The sequence below is a fragment of the Streptacidiphilus carbonis genome (assembly GCF_000787775.1).
GTDB classification, from domain to species: domain Bacteria; phylum Actinomycetota; class Actinomycetes; order Streptomycetales; family Streptomycetaceae; genus Streptacidiphilus; species Streptacidiphilus carbonis.
Map to the genome: position 1 here is coordinate 76,185 of NZ_BBPM01000017.1, position 19,128 is coordinate 95,312.

The window sequence follows — 19,128 nt, forward strand, 5'->3', positions numbered from 1 at the left end:
CGACAATACGGAACGGTGTTCCTGTTAGCAAGGAGATGCTGCCGCGATGCGCGAACCCGTCCCGGAAGGAGCCGTCCCGGAAGGAGCCGTCCGGTTCTCAGCCCCGCTGGCCGGGGGAGGCCTTCCCGGCGACGGTCAGCGCGACCTGCGGGCTCTGGAAGCCGGACAGGGCGGAGTCCAGTGCGGTCCACACCTGCCGTGATATTTCCGGGTAGTCGGCGCCCAGTCCGTTGCTGGTACGACCGCGCGCGGTGGCGAGAGCGGACAGCCACGGCCCCAACTCGGGGTTCTGAGCGGCCTGCTGGGCCTGCACCGCGGCGGTGGGCGCGAGATACGACAGCGTGGTGTCGGTGGACAGCAGGTTCTTCGAGGTGGTCAGGCATTCGATGATCTTCTTGTCCGTCGCGTACCTGGAGGTGTCCGCCTGCTCGGGGACGGTGACGAACTCGCCCCCGGTCGGCGTCGGAGCCGCTCCCCCGCCCTTCGCCGGGATGCTGATGACCCCGTACGGGAACCCCGCCTTGTCCGCGTTGGCCAGCTGCCAGGTGCCGTTCTCGCCGAAGGCGTACTGGCCGGTGGCGAACTCCTTCCAGGCGGCGGTCTGGTTGTTCCCCAGCACGTCCTTGGGCGCCAGCCCCTGGGAGACCCAGTCCTTCCACAGCGTCAGCGCGGCCACGCCGTCGGCCCTGGCGAGTCGGGTCAGATCGCCGCCGGCGCCCCAGAACCAGGGCTCGAACTGGAAACTGCCCTCCTCCGTGCCGATCGCGGCGAAGGTGATGCCCTTCTTCCCGGCGGCCTTGGCCTTCCGCAGGGCGGCGGTGAGCGAGGCCCAGTCCGTCACGGTGGATATGTCGACGCCCGCGGCACTGAGGACGTTCTTGTTGTAGTACAGGGCCAGGGTGTTGGCGCCGATCGGGATGCCGTAGGCGGCGCCGTCGACCACGCCCGCGCCGAGGACGTTCTTCTGCAGCTGCGCGGTGCTGAGGCCGAGGTCGCTGGTCCTGGTGAGCACCTTGGTCTTCACCAGGGTGGCGACCAGCGGGTTGTCCACCAGCATGACGTCGGGCGCCTGGCCCTCCTGCGAGGCGAGCGTCGCCCTCTCGCCGAGGTAGGTGGTGTCCATGGCGCTGCGCTGAATGGTCACGCCGGCCTGGGTCCCGCAGGTGCTGACGGTCTTCGCCCAGGCGGAGGAGGCGTCGAACTGCGGATAGGGGTCCCAGAACGTGTAGACCGAGGCGTTGGCAGCGCCGGAGTCGGCCGTGGCGGAACCGCCGGAGGAGGAACAGCCGGCCAGGGAGGCCAGCGTCCCGGTGGCGAGCACAGCAGCGATGACGGCGCGCGGATGTCTCATGGGGACCTTCGTTGTCAGGTTCGATGCCTGTACGGCGGTCGGGGACGCCCGCGCTGCGCACCAGGCCGAGCGAGTGAGCAAACCTTTTCGAGCCGGAAACGTATGGGCAACCTGAGGTGACGTCAAGACTGTGCGCAAAATGGATTTTTGTTTGCCCACGACTGGTGGGCGCGGGGACCAGCTGCTCCCTCTGGCCGGAGAAGACAGAGAGCAATGCATTGCGCATCGCGAACCCGGTCGAGCGAGGCGAGGGCCGCGGCGCCGTCATGGGTGAAGCTGCGTCGACCATCTCGCCGGCTGCTGCGCGCTGCGGACCGGCGCCGACCCGGTAGATGCCGCGGACGCCTGCTGGGCCCTCACGACGAACGCGGTGTTCTCCGAGCTCACCGCAGAGGCCGGGTGGGACGGCGCCGCCTACCAGCGACGGCTGGCCGACATGCTCAACGCCACCCTGCTGTGAGCCGGCCGGCCTGAGCCGACCCGCAGCGGGCGCCGCTGTCCCTCCAGGGGGCCGCTGTCGCACCAGGGGGCCGCGGGGGCGGGCCTACAGCCAGTGGTCGTACCAGGCGCGGATGCGTCGCAGGGCGTCGAGTTCATGGGTGCGCTCCTGCAGCCCGTGGCCCTCCCGGGGGTAGACCACGAACTCGTGCTCGACCCCGAAGTGGCGAAGCGCGCGATGGAAGTGGATCGCCTGGCCGAGCGGGACGTTGGTGTCCTCCTCGCCGTGCAGGATCAGTACCGGGGTGCTGATCCGGGAGGCGTAGGAGATCGGGCTGTTCCGGTCGTGGACGTGTGGTCCCGGGCCGTCCCAGCCGGTACTGCCGCCGAGCGCTCCGTCGAGGACTCCCCAGTCGCCGGTGCCGGCCTGCATGCCCCAGTCGCTGATGCCCGCGCCGACCATGGCGGCCTTGAAGCGGTCCGTGCGGCCTATCGCCCAGGCCGCCATGAAACCACCGTGGCTCCACCCGGAGATCCCCAGCCGCCCAGGATCGGCGACTCCCTGCGCGACCAGCAGGTCGATCCCGCTGAGGATGTCGGTCCACTCGTCGCCGCCGACCGCGCCCGCGACCGTGGCGGCGAACGCCTGGCCGTGACCGGAGCCTCCGCGGGGGTTGGGCAGGAAGACCGCGAACCCGGCGGTCGCCAGCCACTGCCCGCAGTCGACCGCATTGAGCGCGAAAGCGTCGGCGTAGCGGGAGTAAGGACCGCCGTTGACCATCGTGACCAGCGGAAACGGCCCCTCGTCCCGAGTCCGGCCGGCCGGCCGGATCAACAGTCCGTCCAACTGGAGTCCGTCGCAGGCCTGGTAGCTGAGGCGCTCCTGGACGCCCCAGCAGATCCTGCGCAGTTCGGGCCTGGTGTCGCTGAGCCGGAGCAGGGGTCCGCCGGTGGGTCCCGCGTAGATGTTCCTGGGCTCGTAGGCAGTGCTCCCCATCACAGCGAAGGCTTCCCCGGAACGGCTCGCGGTGAGCTCGGCGAGTACGCCGGGAGCGGAGGACACCAGGTGGAAGCGCAGGGACTGCGGGTCGAGCCGGTAGAGCGCGGTGTCCAGGCCGTCGGCGAACAGGGCGAGCGGGGGCCCGCCCGCTGTCTGCACCAGTTCGGCCGGGCTGACGGACATGCCGGCAGTGAGGTTGCGGTGTTCGACGGCCGGGCCGGTGGCGGGCGCGACGGTGTCCATCACGGCGAGGGCGCCGACCAAGTGCCCAGGGGTCACTGCCAGGTGGGCCAGATGCCAGACGCCGTCGTGGTTCCACCAGACCGGGGACTGGGCATCGAATCCGACCGGCCCCAGGGCGTGCACGGCTGCTGTGCCCGGATCGACCAGATGGAGTTCCGCCGTCATGACGCCGGGGTCGAGCTCGGGGGTGGACCAGCTCAGTACCGCCAGCGGGCCGCCGTCCGGGCGCTGGGCCAGACCGACCACGTGCCGGCCACCGAGACCGTCCACGGTGCGGACGATGCCGGTGCCCACGTCGAGCAGGCGCAGCCGGGTGGCGGGGAGATGCTCGCCCCAGATCTTGGCGTCGTCGCGCTCGGCCTCCCGGCGTTCGTCCTCGGCGGTGGGTTCGTCCTCGGCGAGCAGGGCGACGGTGCTGCCGTCCAGGAGCGGGTAGTGGTCACCGATGCCACCGCGCCAGCTGGTCAGGGACTTGGCGATGTCCTCGCCGCCGTCCACGGGGATCCGCCGGAGCTGGGCGACGCCCCGCTCCTCGCGGTCGGAGGTGAAGAAGAGGGAGGCCGAGTCCGGCGCCCACTTCGGGTCGAGGTCGCGGGCCGTGCCGTCGGTCAGCCTGCGCGGCGCTGTGCTGCCGTCGGCGGCGGCGACCCAGAGGGAGCCGTACGGGGAGCTGTGCGGGTACCCGTCCTTTCCACCGTTCGCGACCACCGCGTAGGCGACCAGGCGGCCGTCCGGCGAGATGGCCGGTGCAACAGCGGCGGCCACGTCCACCACCATCTCGGCGGTGAGCGGGACGGTCGGTTCGGAAGTCGGCTGCGGTGCGCGGTGCGGCATGCGGATTACCTCTCGGCCGTCGGTGCGACAAGCGGACATCCTGTCGCACGGTCGGGCCGGTGTCAGTCGGATTTCGGACGAGGACGGGGCGGCGGCAGGACCGGCTGTCACGCGTTGCCGCGGCGGAGGGTCTTCATGGTGACGTAGCTGGACACCGTGGCGACGTTGGGCAGTTCAGCGAGTTGGTGGGCGTGAAAGTGCTCGTAGGCCGGGAGGTCGGCGACCTCGACCTGGAGGAGGTAGTCGAAGTTGCCGGTGATGTGGTGGGCGTTGACGACCTCGGACAGCTCGGTGACCGCCTGCTCGAAGGCGGCCACGTCGGCGCGGGCGTGCCTGGCCAGCCGGACGCCGATGAAGACCCGGAGGCTGCGCCCGACCGCGGCCGGGTCGATCACGGCCCGATATCCACGGATCACCCCGGACTGCTCCAGGCGGTTCACCCGGCGCAGGCAGGGCGAGGGCGACAGCCCCACCCGGGCAGCGAGGTCGGCGTTGCTGATCCGGCCTTCCCTCGCCAGTACGGACAGAATCGCACGGTCCACGTCATCCATATGGGCAGAATATTGCTCTCAACGGCCGTCTAGCACTCCACCTCACCCCTGATCGAGCGCAATTTATTGCCAAGATTGCCGCACGCGGCCGGATCGGGAGCCCGCAGGAGGGATGATCGATTCGTACCCGACTGGACCGAATCGACCCATTGGCGGAGGAGTCCCACCATGCGCACCCTGATCACCGGCGGCACCGTACTCACCATGGACCCGGGCGTCGGGGACCTCGTCCGGGGCGATGTGCTGATCGAGGACGGCGCAGTCGTCGAGGTGGCCGCCCGGATCGAAGCGCCCGACGCCGAGGTGATCGACGCAACCGACCGGATCGTCATGCCCGGCTTCGTCGACACCCACCGCCACACCTGGCAGACCGCCTTCCGGGGACTGGGCGCGGACTGGACCTTCCCGCAGTGGTCGGTCGCCATGCACGACACCCTCAAGCCCCACTACCGGCCCGAGGACGTCTATCTGGGCACCCTGCTGGGTCGTCTGGAGGCGTTGCACTCCGGGATCACCACCATGCTCGACTGGTTCCACTGCGCCCAGAGCCCCGAGCACGCCGACGCCGCCGTCGCCGCGCTGCGCGACGCGCCCGCCCGCTCGGTCTTCTGCCACGGCGCGGGCTGGGGCACCGCCGACCCCGTCGAAGCCGAGATCCGCCGCGTGCGCGAGACCCTTCCCGACCGGGGCCCGGTCACCATGGCCCTCGGCCTCCGCGGCGTGGACGACACCAGCATCGACACCGTCGCCCAGGAACTGAAGCTGGCCGAGGAACTCGGCCTGCGCACCAGCCTCCACATCGCCTCCGACGGCACCCAGCGCCCCGTCGCCGAACTGCGCGAGCACGGGCTGCTGCGCGAGACCACGACCTTCGTCCATGCCAACGGCGTCGCCGACGACGAACTGCGGATGCTGGCCGACGCCGGCAGCACCCTCTCCCTCAGCCCCGACGTCGAACTGCGCATGGGCTTCGGCTGGCCGATGACCGGCCGCGCCCTGGCAGCCGGCCTGCGCCCGACCCTGTCCATCGACGACGTCCCCTCCGTCGGCGGCGACATGTTCTCCACCATGCGCACCGCCTACGTCGTCCAGCGCGGCCTGGACGGCAGCCTCAACTCCCGCGACCTGCTGGAGTTCGCCACCCTCGACGGCGCCCACGCCCTCGGCCTCGCACCACAGACCGGCAGCCTCGCCGCCGGCAAGCAGGCCGACGTCGTCCTGCTGCGCACCGACGACCTGACCGTCTTCCCCGTCACCGACCCGGCCGGAACGATCGTGGCCGCCGGACATCCCGGCCTGGTCGACACCGTCCTGGTCGCCGGGCGGGTGGTCAAGCGCGACGGGGCGCTGGTCGACGTCGACCTGGCCGATCTGAGGGCCCGCCTGCTGAGCTCCCGGGACCGTGTTGCCGCCGCAGCCGGCGTGCCGCTCGACGGAACCTGGACTCCCGGCCCCGCAGCCGTCTGAAGCACCTGCGTCCTGCCTGCGGTCCTGCCCGATCTCATTGACCTACGAGGTTCAAGGAGCCACATCGGCGGTGTGGTTCCGCGCGCTCCTCGGGGGGCTGCGCGGGCATGCGATCATGACCGGGTGAACGCTCGTTTCCTTGGGATCGCCGAGCTCGTCGACGCCCCGTCCGTGGCGGTCGTGGTCGACGTCATGCGTGCCTTCACGGTGGCCGCCTGGGCCTTCGCCCAGGGGGCAGAAAAGATCGTTCTCGCCGAGTCGCTGGACGAAGCCCTGGAGCTCAGGACCCGGTACCCGGACTGGGTGGCGCTCAAGGACGGTCCGCCCGCGCCCGGGTTCGACACCGTCAACTCGCCGGGCCTGCTGCGGTCCATCGACCTCGGCGGACGGACCGTCGTGCAGAAGACCACGGCAGGTACGGTCGGCGCCCTGGCGGTCAAGGAAGCGTCGCTGGTGCTGTGCGCCGCCTTCGTGGTGGCGGAGGCGACGGCTCAGCTCTTGCAGCGACGCGGGTGTGACAGCGTCACGTTCGTGGTCACCGGCGAGGACGGACGGGCCGACGAAGACCTGGCGTGCGCCCAGTACATCGCTCGCAGGGCCGCCGGGGCCGGGACGGACGCGACCGAGTTCCTCCGCCGCGCCGGCGGGTCCCGTGCCGCCGCCGAGCTGGCGGAAGGGGTGCGTCAAGGAGTCCATCCCGATGACGTCGCACTCTGCCTCGAACTCGACAGGTTCCCCTTCGCCATGGTGGCGACCCTGGAGGACACGCTCATGGTCCTGCGTCCCCACGCCGCGCCTTCGCGGACCGACGGGGCTACGACCTGATCGCCGGCGGATCCGACTCCCGCCGTGCGAGCGCCGGTATCCGATCGGCCACGCGGCATCAGCTGCGGGCGCGGGGGAAACAAGTGATGCCCCGTATGACCGAGTCAGGTCATACGGGGCATCCAGCACCAACCGTGTGGGCGCAGACGGTTTCGAACCGCCGACATCCGCCTTGTAAGGGCGGCGCTCTACCACTGAGCTATGCGCCCGTGCGAGAGGTAAGGATACCTGGTCCGGTGGGTGCCCGTGGTCGGGCGGTGGCCGGGCCGCAGTCGGGCGCGGGCCGGGGCGGCGGGGCGGGTGGACGTCGGGCGTCGGGGCCGGTGGAGAACCGGGGCGGTCGGGGCGGCGTGTCATGGTGAGTGCGGGGGTGCGGGGCAGGGTGCGAGGATGGGGACGGCGGGCCGACGCGGCCTGGTGGCAGGGTATGCGGAGCAGGAGAAGACGTGGCGTCGGGATCAGCGCGATGGGGGCGTGGCGATGCTGGGCGCGCTGCCGCGCAGGCCGCGAAGGACGCGGCCGCGCAGGCGTTCTACGAGCTGGACACGGTGCAGCGGGACGTGCGCATCTCGGTGGAGGCCGTGGCCGCCTCCGACAACTCGCCGGGGGCCCGCCGGGCCATCGCCGACTTCGCCGCGCTCGGCACCAGGATCGACCAGGTCAGCGGCGAGTACATCACCGCCCTGGACGCCCATGACCTGGACGCCGAGGACCTCGACCACGGCGCGGCCAACCAGGCCCGGCAGCAGCTGGACCGCGCCAAGCAGCAGCTGCTCGCCGTCAAGGCGGACCTGGAGCGCTTCGCCACCTTCCTGCAGCCGCTGGTGGCCGCCGCCGAGACCCAGCTGGCCCAGGTGGGGCCGGCCGTCGAGCGGGCCAAGCGGGCCTGGCTGGCCGCCAGCAACGCCCTGGACGAGGTCAAGGCCGCCAGGATCGGCGCCGAGGACCTGTCCCGGCGGCTGGCCGCGCTCGGGCCGCAGCTGCAGCTGCTCGGCGAGGGCGCGGGCAGGCACGGCGTGCAGACGATCCTGCGCACCGCCGCGGACGCGCAGCGCAGCGCCGAGACGATCCGGGCCGAGGCCGAGCGGCTGCCCGAGCAGGCCCGGGAGATCGACCAGCGGCTGGCCTCGCTGCGTACCCGCACCCAGGCGCTGGAGACCCGGGCCGGCAATATCGCGCCCACCTTGAGCGAGCTGCGGCGCCGTTTCAGCTCGGCCTGCTGGGTGGATCTGCAGAACGTCCCCGAGCAGACCGAGGCGGCGGTCCGCAACGCCCAGCAGCGGCTGGCCGAGGCGGCCAAGGCCAGGGACGAGCAGCGCTGGCCGGACGCGATCAGCATCCTGGCCACCACCCGTACCCTGCTGAACACCGCGGACGGGGCCGTCGCCACCGTCAATGAGCGGCTGCACTCCCTCAACGAGGCCCAGCGCGCGCCCGAGGCCGATATCGAGCGCACCCGCTTCGCGCTGCGGGACGCCCAGCGGCTGGCGATGTCGGGGCGCAGCGCCCCCGACCCGCGCCATGCCGGCCCGCTGGACGCCGCCGTGGAGCGGCTGGACCGGGCCGCCGCCGGGCTGACCGGGCGTCACCCCGACTACTGGCACTTCCTCACCGAACTGGCCGCGGTCCGGGAGACCGCGGCGCAGGTGGTCCAGGCGATCCGCGAGGAGCGCGGAGCGGGACACCGCTAGGCCGTTCCTGGCGGACAGCGGGCAGCGAACATGCGGCTGCGGGCCGGAGCCGAGGCCGTACAGTAGCGGCATGCCTCGCTATGACTACCGCTGCCGCACCTGCGGTGCCACGTTCGAACTCCGCCGCCCGATGTCCCAGTCGGACGCCCCGGCGATGTGCCCGGCCGGCCACGACGACGTCGCCAAGCTGATGTCGATGGTCGCCGTGACCGGAACGGCCTCCGGCGGCGCGGCAGCCGCGCCCGCCGAGGGCGGGGGCGGCGGCTGCTGCGGCGGAGGCTGCTGCGGCTGAGCCGGTACGCGGCAGCACACACAAGCACGCAGCAGCGCCCCGCAGCACACGGGGAGCGTCAGCGCACCGGTGTGCGCACCCGGGCCCGGGCGAGGAGCAGGCGGACGATCTCCTCGCCCGCCGCCACGCCGACCTGCTGCAGGGCGGTGACACCCGGAGCCGTCCAGCCGGTGTCGGCCAGCTCGCCGTGGCCGGGCCGGAAGCCGGCGTCCGCGGCCAGCAGCAGTTCCGCGTCCAGCAGCGAGTCCCCGGCGCTGAGCACCGTGGACGCGCCGGTGCGCCGTTCGACCTCGGCCAGGGCCGCCGACTTGGTCAGCGGCTGCGGCACCAGGTAGATCTTCCGGCCCTGCAGCGAGACGGTGTAGCCGCGCTCGTCGGCCCAGCCGGTCAGCTCGGCGACCCAACCCTCGGGCAGTAGCTCCCGCTCGACCACCAGGTAGGCGAAGAGGTCCTCGGCGACCCGCCGCTTCAGCGTCCACTCCGGGTCGGCGTCCAGCGCCAGATGGTGCACGATCTCGTCCAGCGGCGCGCAGCCGGCCGCCAGGGTGGAGGCGATGTGCGCGCTCCAGTCCTCGTCGGTCTCCCCCTCGACCAGCAGCCGCCCGCCGTTGGCGCAGATGGCGTAGTGCGGGGTCCAACCGGGCACCGGTCCCGGCAGGTGCACCCGCTGGTACTGGGCCCGGGTCCGGGTGGTCACCGGGACGAACTCCGCCACCGTGATCAGCTCGGCCAGCAGCTCGGCGCAGTGCTCGGTCATGAAGGACAGCGGCTTGCCGTTGTGGACCTCGACGGCCAGCAGCCGGGGCGCCGTCTCGTCGGACATGTCCAGGGCCAGCGCCCGGGGCGAGTAGATCAGGGTCCGGTCCAGGTCGCTGCCGACCAGGTAGCGGGTGTCGCGGTGGGCGGGATTCAGGGCGTCGCTCATACGGCGGTGCCCCCGTCCCCGGTGGCGCCCCGGGTGTACTGCGGATGGATCAGCCCGACGCAGCTGTAGGGCAGCCCGTCGACCACCTCCACCGGTACGCCGCGCTGCTCGGCCAGCAGCCGGACGTGACGCAGCTCGGCCTCCGCGCCACGCCGCACCAGCACCTTCCAGGGCACGCGCCGCAGCAGGACCCGGGTGGTCTCGCCCACACCCGGTTTGACCAGGTTCACACTGTTGATGCCGTACTCCTCGCTGATGCGCTCCACGGCGGCCCAGCCGGACCAGTCGGGTTCGCGGTCGGGGCTGTCGGCGGCGGCACTGGCGCTGACATCGGGGCTGCTGACGTTCTCGAACTGCTCGGTGATCGCGTCCAGGAACTGCTCGGAGACGTCGCCGCCGGCCAGCTCGCGGTAGAACTTGGCGCCGTGGAAGTCGTCCGGGCCGATCAGGTCGGCGCGCAGCACGGTGCGCGAGACCAGCCCGGAAACCGTGGAGTTGAGGCAGGCCGAGGGGATCAGGAAGTCCTCCCTGGTCCCGAAGGTGCGCACGCAGTGGCCGGGGTCGGCGAGGACGGCCATCTCCGGGTCGAACCCGGTGCCGGCCAGCGCCTCGGCGAGCTCGCGGGTGATCGCGCCCTTGCCGGTCCAGCCGTCGACGAACACCACGTCGGCGGCGTTGTGACGGTCCGCCAGATAGCGCAGCGCGACGGTGTCGATGCCCCGTCCGCGGACGATGGAGACCGCGTAGTGCGGCAGGTCGATGCCGTGCGCGTACTGCGCCCAGCGGCGCATCAGCACGCCGACCGGCGTCCCGGCCCGGGCCAGCGAGGCCAGCACCACGCCCTGGCCGCGCTCGGCCAGCACGGTCTCGGTGACCACGGCCACGGCCTGCGCCATACGGACCGCCGAATCGCGCAGGGCCTGCCGGAACAGCTCCTGGTACTCGGCGCTGGGCTGGTACTCGACCGGCAGCGACTCGGCGTAGTGGGCGCCGCCCTGCTGGATGGCCTCCTCGCGCTCCTCGGTGGGGGCCTCCAGAACGACCTCGGAGAGGTCCTTGAGCAGCCAGGCCACCTCGTCGGCGCGGTACGAGGAGAAGTCGGGACCGTGGAGCGGCTGCGGGAGCGTACTGGCCGGGGCAGCACCGTCCGAAGCCTGCGCCGGGCGCGCGGGCCGGTGCGCCGGTACGACGGCCAGCAGTACGCGGTCGGTCACGCCGCGCAGCCGGTCCAGCAGTCCGCGCCCGGGGGTGTGCAGCGGCGCCCGGTCGCCGTGGTCGTCGACGACCAGCACGATCGCGTCGAAGCGGCGGGACGGGTCGCTGCCGGGGGCGACGTTGTAGGCGTAGCGGCGGCCCTCGCCGTCGGCGGGGGCGTCGTGCGAGGGGAAGGCGAGCCGGGTGCGCAGGGCGTAGCCGGGGTGGTCCACGGTCAGCGCCGGGGAGCGGGTGGTGGTGGAGAAGCGCACCTCGCTGTCGGCGCCCAGCCGCTCGGCGAGCGCCCCGGCGAGCCGCAGCGGCGCGTACATCAGCTCCTCCTGGCCGAGCACCAGCACCCGCTTCGGGAATTCGCCCGGCTGCGTGGGGTCCGGCTGCCCGGGGTCCAGCTGCTCGGCGAGCCGTGCTGCCATCCCCGGCAGCGCCTGCTCCAGCCGGGCCCGGTCGGCGGCGGTGAAACCGTGCCGGCCGCCGTCCGGCAGCCCGGCCGGCCAGCCCAGCTCCACCCGGACCAGCGGGGCCGGCGAACCGGCTGCCGGAACCCCGCAGCCCTGCCTGGCCTCCTCGGCCGCGACCAGCGCCGCCCCGCGTTCCAGCACGCCCTCCGGCAGCCGGACCGGGCCGGTGGCGGTGGCCACGACGTCGATGCGCACGCCCAGGTCGGCGGCGGTCTTGGCGAATCCCTCGCGGTCCTCGGCGCTGCGGGTGTCGATCAGCGCGGCGACCACGTAGTGGCCGCGCGGGTGGCGGCCGTGCAGGGCGGCGACGGTGTTCAGCACGGTGCGGCCGGTGGACAGCTCGTCGTCGACCAGCACCAGAGGTCCGGCGCCGCCGAGGAAGCCGGGGTCGGCGGGCAGCAGCAGATGGGAGGTGGCGTGCGAGTGCTCCTCCTCGAACCCGACCGCCTCGACGCCCGCGACCGGGCGGCGGGTCGAGTGCAGATACGGCGCGGCCGCACCGGAGGCGCCGCCCAGACCGTCCGCCACGCAGTGGCCGAGGCCGGTCGCCGTCTCCGCATAGCCCAGCACCACCGGCTGCGCCTCGGCGCCGAGCAGCTCCCGCACCGCCTCGCCGAGCCGGTAGCCGGCCCCGTAGACCACCTCGGGCCGCTGCGGCACATGCTTGCCCAGCACCTGCGACACCAGCAGATGCGCCCGGCGCGGGTTGTGCCGAAGCGCCAGGCCCAGCAGTTCCCGCACGGACGGCTCCGGCAGCCGGACGCCGAGCCGCTGCTCGACCCACGCCCCCGGCCACTCCTCGCCGCTGTCCCGTCCCTGGACCTGTCCCGGGGTCTGAGCCTCAGCCGTCATCGTCCTGCTTCCGTCGATCGTTCATCCGTGCACAAGCGCATGCGCACGCCTGTCCACTCCCCCAGTCCATCACAGGGGAGTGACGCGCAGGTGACCCGCTGCCCTCCTCAGGGGCACAGGCAGGCAGCCAGCAGTTCCGCGAAGGTCACGTCCTCGCGCGCCACCCCGAAGACCGAGGCCCGCAGCATCACCCGCTGCGCCCAGGCGCGGTGCGGCTTAACTTCGTTCATCTTGTTGGTGTATGCCGACCGCATCACCCCGCCGCCGGACCGGTCCTGGTGCAGGATGTCCGCGGCGTCCGACCACTCCTCGTGGGTGGCCACGGACAGTGCGTGCACCGCGGGGACATGGCTCGGGTGGATGCAGGTCTTGCCGAGCAGGCCGTTGGCGCGGTCCAGCTCGATCTCCCTGATCAGCCCGTCCAGGTCGTGCGCGATCAGCCGGCGCCGGACCTCCTCGGAGGGCGGCTCCGTGCCGGCGAACGGCGTGCTGCGCAGCTGCGGTTTGAACTTACGCTGCTGGACCGGGAAGTACTCCCAGACCGGACCGGTGACGGTGTATCCGGTGCCGTCCGCGCGGCCCAGCACATTGACCACGTCGCCGATCACCGAAGCGACCAGCTGCACGTCGTAGGCGGTCAGGTCCGGCGGCCGGCGCAGCCCGTACGCGGAGCTGAGGTCGGTGACGCCGAGGCGGACCGCGAGCACCTGCTCACGGTGCTTCTCCAGCACCAGCGCGATCCCGGCCAGGGTCTCCCGACGGGTCTCCAGATGGGCCAGTTCCGGGGACTCCAGCACCGGCATGGAGAACAGCCGCAGGCCGGTGCTGCCGCGCACCCGGTCCAGCGCCTCCAGGAACGGCAGGCCGCTCTCCTCGGTGAACTTGGGCATCACGAAGCCCGACAGCACCGCCAGCGCGGGGCCCAGCCGGGCCGCCAGATCGACGATCTGCTCCGGACGGCGCACCCGGACGAAGAGCAGCGGCAACTGCTCGCCGGCCTCGGCGTGTTCCAGCAGCAGCGGCAGCTGCCTGACCAGGTTGTCCTCGGCTGCCGCGACCTCGTTGTCGTCGATCGCGTCCTCCAGGCAGAGCACCATCGACACCACACCCTGGGCCGCCTGCTTCCGGATGTCGTCGTACAACCGGGGCCTGGTGGCCGGCGAGTAGAGGGTGGCGCCGAGGGCGGTGGACAGCACCATGGGGTCGCTGGAGCGGTCGAATTCGACGGGTTCGCGCAGGAAGAGGCGCGCGCGGGTCTCGGCGTCGAGTTGACTGAAATGGCGCATGGCCCCTCCTCGGGATTCCTGGGCGTGACAGCACTGTTGTTCTCTGCTGCGGAGAGTGGGACGTCCGGGACCGCCGGGGCCGTTGGCGATAATCGTACGGATCCTGCGGTAAGAATCCAGTCAGGAAACCAGCTGTTCTCGGAAGCGTGGCGTCCGGTTAACACGCGGAGCGCGCAGACCCGCGGCACCGGCCCGGTTCCACCGGCGCCGCCCCGCCGCCTACCCTGGTGCCTCGACACGTTTCCCGCCAGTTGGGACCGCAGCAGCGCTCAGACAGAGGGAGAGCTCAACCGCGATGACCAAGGTCATGCCCAAGGGCTCCAACACACCGCTGACCAAGGTGGACGCGGTGCGCGCGGTGCTGCGCTGGCGCCTGGTGCCCGGCGCTCCGGACGTGGACGTGTCGGCGCTGCTGCTCGGCCCGGACGGCAGGGTCAGCTCGGACGACGACTTCGTCTTCTACAACCAGCCCCGGCACCCCTCCGGGCTGGTCCGGCACCGCTCCAGGGCCAGGATCGGCGACGACGTCACCGAGACCGTCGACATCGACCTGGCGCTGCTGCCCACCGAGATCGACCGGGTGGTGGTGGGCGGCTCGGTCGAGCACGGCGACTTCGACGAGATCCCCGAGTTGCGGATCCTGCTGTTCGACATCGCCCTCGGCCCCGGCGCGGAGGCGCTGGCCCGCTTCGACATCGCCGACACCGGCGGGGTCACCGCGCTGCTCTGCGGCGAGCTCTACCGGCGCAGCGGGGGTTGGAAGTTCCGGGCCATCGGGCAGGGGTACTCCTCCGGGCTGGTCGGGCTGGCCACCGACTTCGGCATCACCATCGACGAGGACGAGGACGATGACGAGCCTGCGGCTCCGGCCCCCGCGCCGGAGCCCACCCCCGAGCCCGAGCTGGTCATCCCCCCGCCGCCGAGCCACCCGCCGACGCCCCCGGCCCCCCAGCCCGCGGTCGAGCCTGCGGCAGCCGCCGCCTCCCACGGCTACGGCTACCCGCCGCCGTACCAGCCGGCGCAGCCCGTGCAGCCCGCGCTGCTCCCCGAGCCGGAGGGGTTCGCGCTTCCGCTCCAGGGGCCCCAGTTCCAGGGTGGCCAGCGGTAGGTCGGTCTCGGGTGCGGGCCGCAGGGGGCTGGTCGCGCAGTTCCCCGCGCCCCTGGGGGACTGCGATTTGACCACCCTGGGTCACCTGCACGTGCAGGGGCGCGGGGAACTGCGCGACCGGCCAGGCGCACGCCGCACCCGGGAACAGACCCGCGGTGCCCCCCTACGCCCCCGACTTCACCCCGCGCTGCCACTGCAGCCCCCACCCGTACAGCCGGTCGAGCTCCGCCTGGAACCCGTAGACGTACTTGGCCTCCCGCCGCACCGTCAGGTTCCCCCCCTTGTTCTCGATCAGCGCCACCGCGCACGACCTGGCCTGCGACGCCCGCTGGTCCAGTCGGACCTCGATCGGCCTGCCGCCCGGAGGGGCCAGCGTGACCACCGCGTGGGTGCGGTCGAAGGCAGGGGTCTCGTCGTAGATGTAGACGAAGATCAGGATCCGCTTGAACAGGTCCTTCTTCTCCAGGTCGATGTAGAGCATCTCCCCGGAGGGCGCGCCGGACCGGTCGTCCCGGCTGAGCCGGATGTACGGCGAGTGCTGCAGGTCGCCGTAGTAGTTGCCCAGCGGCTGCACCACCCCCTTGGTGCCGTCCTGCAGCTCGTAGAGCGCGCCGAGGTCCAGGTCCACCGCCAGGATCTGGTTGGCCGGCTGAGGCATCGTCATCGGCCGGAACAGGGTGGGGTGCAGCAGCCCGCGCAACCGCTCACCGGCCGGCCGGGCCGCCGGCTCCGCCTCCCGCGCCGTCCAGTGCAGGTTGACCTGCATGGTCCCGTGCACCGCGCCCAGATCGCTCAACGACACCAGGGGTGACCCCTTGGTGAGTGTCAGCCGGTCCACCCCCGGACCGAAGGTCTGGTCCGTTCTGCGCATGAAGTCCCGAATCCCCGCCATTGTCCGCGCCCCTCCGCACTCATCCCTGGCATCCACCAGCGAATTACCCATCCCCCGGGCTTCCCGCACCCCTGACTAGTGGTCACAACAGGCTCAGGCGTACGATGCGTTCTCTGCTGACGCGATATCGTCATGCACGCACGCGTGTCGAGGCGTCAACTCCGCCGCCTCCGGGGGACACCGTGGTCGCTACACTGCCCGACCGCTGACCCCCCAGTCCATGGCCCCCCGTGCCGCCCGACCCGAAGCCGAGGCTGTCCCACCTATGAACCTATCCTCCATACAGCTGGTGTGGCTGGCCGTCGGGTGTGCGATCGCCCTGGTCATAGCAGTCGTGATGGGCCTGCTGCGCACCAAGAAGCCCAAGCACGCCGCCGAGCCGGCCGACTCCTGGGAGCGCAGCGAAGCACGTCGCCGCCGCAAGGAGACCATCTACGGCAGTGCGTCCTACGTCCTGCTGTTCGCCTGCGCCTCGGTCGCGGCCGCGCTCTCGTTCCACGGTCTGGTCGGCTTCGGTCAGCAGAACCTCAACCTCTCCGGGGGCTGGGAGTACCTGGTCCCGTTCGGCCTCGACGGCGCCGCGATGTTCTGCTCGGTGCTCGCGGTCCGCGAGGCCAGCCACGGTGACGCCGCGCTCGGATCCCGCATGCTGGTCTGGCTCTTCGCCGGTGCCTCCGCCTGGTTCAACTGGGTGCACGCGCCGCGCGGCGGCGACCACAACGGCGCCCCGCAGTTCTTCGCGGGCATGTCGCTCTCGGCGGCCGTGCTGTTCGACCGGGCGCTGAAGCAGACCCGCCGGGCCGCCCTGCGCGAGCAGGGCCTGGTGCCCCGCCCGCTGCCGCAGATCCGGATGGTCCGCTGGCTCCGCGCCCCCGTCGAGACCTACCAGGCCTGGTCGTTGATGCTGCTGGAGAACGTCCGCACGCTGGACGACGCGGTCGAGGAGGTCCGCGAGGACAAGCGCGAGCGGGAGGCCGCCGCGGCCCGGCAGCGCAGCGAGAACCGGCGCGAGCGCGCCGAGTTGAAGGCCATCTCGCGCTCCGCCCCGCTGCGCGAGCTGACCACGCTGGAGGCCTCCGGCAGCGCCGAGAACGCCGCCGCGCTGGAGCCCGCCTCCACCCGCGGCGTGCTGCCCCGCCGACGCCGCGCCGACGCGCTGGAGAGCACCGCCCCGGTGTCATCGTCCGGCTCCGACGACGGCGACTCCCCGCTGCCCCGGCTCGACTCGCTGGAGAAGAAGCTCAAGGACCTGGAGCAGCAGTTCGGCTGAGCTCCGGACGGGGCCGCCTACCGGGCCGGACCGCGCTCGGGCATGGAGGAACCCCTGCCCAGGGGCACTAAGGTGTGGGCATGATTGCCAGGCCCGCGACCTCCTCCACGCTCAAGGAGATCAATCTCAGGACCGTCCTCGACGTGATCCGCGCCGAGGCCCCGGTCTCCCGCGCGGAGATCGCCCGGCGGACCGGAATCTCCAAGCCGACCGTCTCCGCCCTGCTCCAGGACCTGTTGGAGATGGGCCTGGTGTCGGAGACGGTCAGGGCCGAATTCGGCCCCACCTACGGCGCGTTGTTCTTCGCCCCGCGCCCCGAGGCCGCCTATGTGCTGGCTCTGGACGTCGGCGCCCGGCGCCTCCGGGGCGCGCTCGCGGACCTGGACGGCACCGTCAGGATCCGCCGCGACGTGCTGGTCGAGGGCCTGGACGCGCCCCGGATCGTGCAGACCGGCGCCGAGCTCGCCGAGGAGATGTGCGCCGAGGCCGGTATCCCCCGCGAGGCACTGCAGCACGCCGCCGTGGGCGTGCCCGGGGTCGTCGACCGCAGGGACGGGCGGATCTGGCAGGGCGCCAACATCCCCTCCCTGGACGGCTTCGCGGTGCAGGAGGCGTTCGAGGAAGCCCTCTCCATGCCGGCCACCGTGGAGAACGACATCCACCTGGCGGCGCTCGGCGAGCAGCGCCGCGGCAACGGCACCGCGGCCGAGAGCTTCACCTTCCTCTCGGTGGGTACCGGCGTCGGCGCCGGCCTGGTGCTGCACGGCGAGCTGCACCGGGGCTTCGCCGGCGCGGCCGGCGAGTTGGACTGCGCGGTGGAGCCCGACGAGTTCGACGCCCAGGACCCCTGCGCCGCCTCACTGCTGCGGTACGCGGTCACCCGGCTCCCGGAGGAGGCCGCGCGGGGCGCGCTGACGACCGAGCAGGTCTTCGCGCTGGCCCGTGACGGCCATCCGGGCGCCTGCGCGGTGGTGGACGAGGAGGCCAGGCGGATCACCGGCTACCTGGCCCCGGTCGCCGCGGTGGCGGACGTGGAACTGGTGGTCCTCGGCGGCGGGATCGGCCTCAACGGCGACCTGCTGCTGGACCGGATCCGGGAGCGGCTGGCCGCCCGGGTCCCCTACCCGCCACGGATCGAGGTCTCGGCGCTGGGCAACGCGGCCGTGCTGACCGGCGCGGTCTCGGTGGCCACCCGCGCCGCCCTGGAGCAGATCCTGACACTGCGTTTCGCCGCTCCAGGGCATCGCAGACCGTAGGGCGACAGCCCCTCTACAGCGCGGGTACGTCCACCGACTCCGACTCCCCCTCGGCCGCCAACCGCTTGTTGCGCAGCACCGAGGACAACAGTGCCAGCCCGATGAAGGCCACCCCGATCAGACCGGTGACGATCTCCGGGATCGTGTACTTGATGGACACCATCAGGATGATGGCCAGCGCGCCGATGGCGTAGTGCGCGCCGTGCTCCAGGTAGACGTAGTCGTCCAGGGTGCCCTGGCGGACCAGGTAGACCGTCAGCGAGCGGATGTACATCGCGCCGATGCCCAGGCCCAGGGTGATCTGGAAGATGTCCTGGCTGATGGCGAAGGCGCCGACGACGCCGTCGAAGGAGAACGAGGCGTCCAGCACCTCCAGGTACAGGAACAGGAAGAACGCGGCCTTGCCGGCCACCAGGATGGCGGGCTTCCCGTTCTTGCCGTTCCTGCCGGCCGGAGCGGCCGCAGCCTCCTCGGCGCCGTCCTCGTCCTCGTCGTCCTCGCCCGCGCTCTCGAACAGGTTGGACAGTCCGCCCACGGCCAGGTAGGTGGTGAGCCCGGCGACCCCGGCCAGCAGAACCGTCTCTGCGCCGCCCTCGGCGAAGAAGCGGGCGGACAGCATCAGCACGATCAGCGAGACGACCACCGACAGCTGGTCCAGCTTGCCGATCTTCTCCAGCGGCTTCTCCAGCCATTCGAGCCACTGGATCTCCTTCTCGCCGAGGATGAAGTCCAGGAAGATCATCAGCAGGAACATCCCGCCGAAGGCGGCGATCGCGGGGTGCGCGGCGTCCAGGTGCTGGGCGTAGGTCAGCCCGGCCTCGGTCTTGGTGGAGTCCAGCGCCAGCTGCACCACGCTGACCGGGCTGATGTGCGCGGTCAGCGCCACCACCAGCAGCGGGAAGATCAGGCGCATGCCGAACACGGCGATCAGCACGCCGACGGTGAGGAAGATCTTCTGCCAGAACGGCGTCATCCGCTTCAGGATGGTCGCGTTGATGACGGCATTGTCGAAGGACAGTGAGATCTCGAGAACGGAGAGGATCAGGACGACGCCGATGCCGTCCGCCCCCCAGAAATACGCGGCGGCTGCGAGGCCGATCACAGTGATCCCGAAGGACCACCCGAAGGTACGGAGGAGCACGGAGGGGCCTGAACCTTTCTGGAACGCGTGCAG

The 19,128-nt window shown here is 71.9% G+C and carries 15 protein-coding genes and 1 tRNA gene; 7 read left to right on the forward strand and 9 right to left on the reverse strand.

What is annotated here, in order from left to right; genetic code table 11:
* Positions 1 to 97 precede the first annotated feature (97 nt).
* The 3 genes from TR46_RS15890 to TR46_RS15900 form a co-directional block, all read right to left on the reverse strand.
* Entirely contained in the window at positions 98 to 1,351 is a 1,254-nt protein-coding gene (locus tag TR46_RS15890; RefSeq protein ID WP_042400772.1) for a sugar ABC transporter substrate-binding protein, read from the reverse strand.
* Positions 1,352 to 1,895: 544 nt separating this feature from the next.
* Positions 1,896 to 3,866: a S9 family peptidase gene (locus tag TR46_RS15895; RefSeq protein WP_042400775.1), complete on the reverse strand. Its 1,971-nt coding sequence runs from the start codon at positions 3,864 to 3,866 to the stop codon at positions 1,896 to 1,898.
* 107 nt (positions 3,867 to 3,973) lie between these two features.
* Entirely contained in the window at positions 3,974 to 4,417 is a 444-nt protein-coding gene (locus TR46_RS15900; RefSeq protein ID WP_042400779.1) for an Lrp/AsnC family transcriptional regulator, read from the reverse strand.
* 168 nt (positions 4,418 to 4,585) lie between these two features.
* Between TR46_RS15900 and TR46_RS15905 the strand changes: the two genes are divergently transcribed.
* Positions 4,586 to 5,884: an amidohydrolase family protein gene (locus tag TR46_RS15905; protein WP_042400782.1), complete on the forward strand. Its 1,299-nt coding sequence runs from the start codon at positions 4,586 to 4,588 to the stop codon at positions 5,882 to 5,884.
* A 123-nt stretch (positions 5,885 to 6,007) separates the two neighbouring features.
* A complete protein-coding gene (locus tag TR46_RS15910; protein ID WP_042400785.1) occupies positions 6,008 to 6,709 on the forward strand; it encodes a 2-phosphosulfolactate phosphatase in 702 nt (233 codons plus the stop codon).
* A 137-nt stretch (positions 6,710 to 6,846) separates the two neighbouring features.
* Here TR46_RS15910 and TR46_RS15915 read toward each other — a convergent pair.
* Positions 6,847 to 6,918, reverse strand: a tRNA-Val gene (locus TR46_RS15915).
* Positions 6,919 to 7,155: 237 nt separating this feature from the next.
* Between TR46_RS15915 and TR46_RS15920 the strand changes: the two genes are divergently transcribed.
* The gene (locus tag TR46_RS15920; protein ID WP_042400788.1) at positions 7,156 to 8,400 is read left to right on the forward strand and encodes a hypothetical protein; all 1,245 of its coding nucleotides are present in this window, start codon (positions 7,156 to 7,158) and stop codon (positions 8,398 to 8,400) included.
* A 70-nt stretch (positions 8,401 to 8,470) separates the two neighbouring features.
* Positions 8,471 to 8,692 (forward strand): FmdB family zinc ribbon protein, encoded by a 222-nt coding sequence (locus tag TR46_RS15925; RefSeq protein ID WP_042400791.1) that lies wholly within the window; start codon positions 8,471 to 8,473, stop codon positions 8,690 to 8,692.
* 58 nt (positions 8,693 to 8,750) lie between these two features.
* On the opposite strand, the gene TR46_RS15930 is transcribed toward TR46_RS15925, so the two are convergent.
* The 3 genes from TR46_RS15930 to TR46_RS15940 form a co-directional block, all read right to left on the reverse strand.
* Positions 8,751 to 9,617, reverse strand: a complete 867-nt coding sequence (locus TR46_RS15930; protein ID WP_042400794.1) for an HAD family hydrolase — start codon at positions 9,615 to 9,617, stop codon at positions 8,751 to 8,753.
* Positions 9,614 to 12,142: a phosphoribosyltransferase gene (locus TR46_RS15935; protein ID WP_042400796.1), complete on the reverse strand. Its 2,529-nt coding sequence runs from the start codon at positions 12,140 to 12,142 to the stop codon at positions 9,614 to 9,616. Before TR46_RS15935 ends, TR46_RS15930 begins: the two co-directional genes overlap by 4 nt.
* 107 nt (positions 12,143 to 12,249) lie before the next feature.
* Positions 12,250 to 13,428, reverse strand: coding sequence for an HpcH/HpaI aldolase/citrate lyase family protein (locus TR46_RS15940; protein ID WP_042400799.1), 1,179 nt, complete (start codon positions 13,426 to 13,428; stop codon positions 12,250 to 12,252).
* A gap of 295 nt (positions 13,429 to 13,723) precedes the next feature.
* Here TR46_RS15940 and TR46_RS15945 point away from each other — a divergent pair, with 295 nt between their 5' ends.
* Positions 13,724 to 14,536, forward strand: coding sequence for a TerD family protein (locus TR46_RS15945; protein WP_042400803.1), 813 nt, complete (start codon positions 13,724 to 13,726; stop codon positions 14,534 to 14,536).
* Positions 14,537 to 14,699: 163 nt separating this feature from the next.
* On the opposite strand, the gene TR46_RS15950 is transcribed toward TR46_RS15945, so the two are convergent.
* Positions 14,700 to 15,407, reverse strand: coding sequence for a Tellurium resistance (locus tag TR46_RS15950; RefSeq protein ID WP_042400955.1), 708 nt, complete (start codon positions 15,405 to 15,407; stop codon positions 14,700 to 14,702).
* A 286-nt stretch (positions 15,408 to 15,693) separates the two neighbouring features.
* Here TR46_RS15950 and TR46_RS15955 point away from each other — a divergent pair, with 286 nt between their 5' ends.
* Positions 15,694 to 16,698, forward strand: a complete 1,005-nt coding sequence (locus TR46_RS15955; RefSeq protein WP_042400806.1) for a DUF2637 domain-containing protein — start codon at positions 15,694 to 15,696, stop codon at positions 16,696 to 16,698.
* Between the two features lie 80 nt (positions 16,699 to 16,778).
* On the forward strand, positions 16,779 to 17,954 hold the full coding sequence (locus TR46_RS15960) for an ROK family transcriptional regulator (protein WP_042400809.1): 1,176 nt from the start codon (positions 16,779 to 16,781) through the stop codon (positions 17,952 to 17,954).
* Between the two features lie 13 nt (positions 17,955 to 17,967).
* On the opposite strand, the gene TR46_RS15965 is transcribed toward TR46_RS15960, so the two are convergent.
* Positions 17,968 to 19,095, reverse strand: a complete 1,128-nt coding sequence (locus TR46_RS15965; protein ID WP_042400812.1) for a DUF475 domain-containing protein — start codon at positions 19,093 to 19,095, stop codon at positions 17,968 to 17,970.
* Between the last annotated feature and the right edge of the window lie 33 nt (positions 19,096 to 19,128).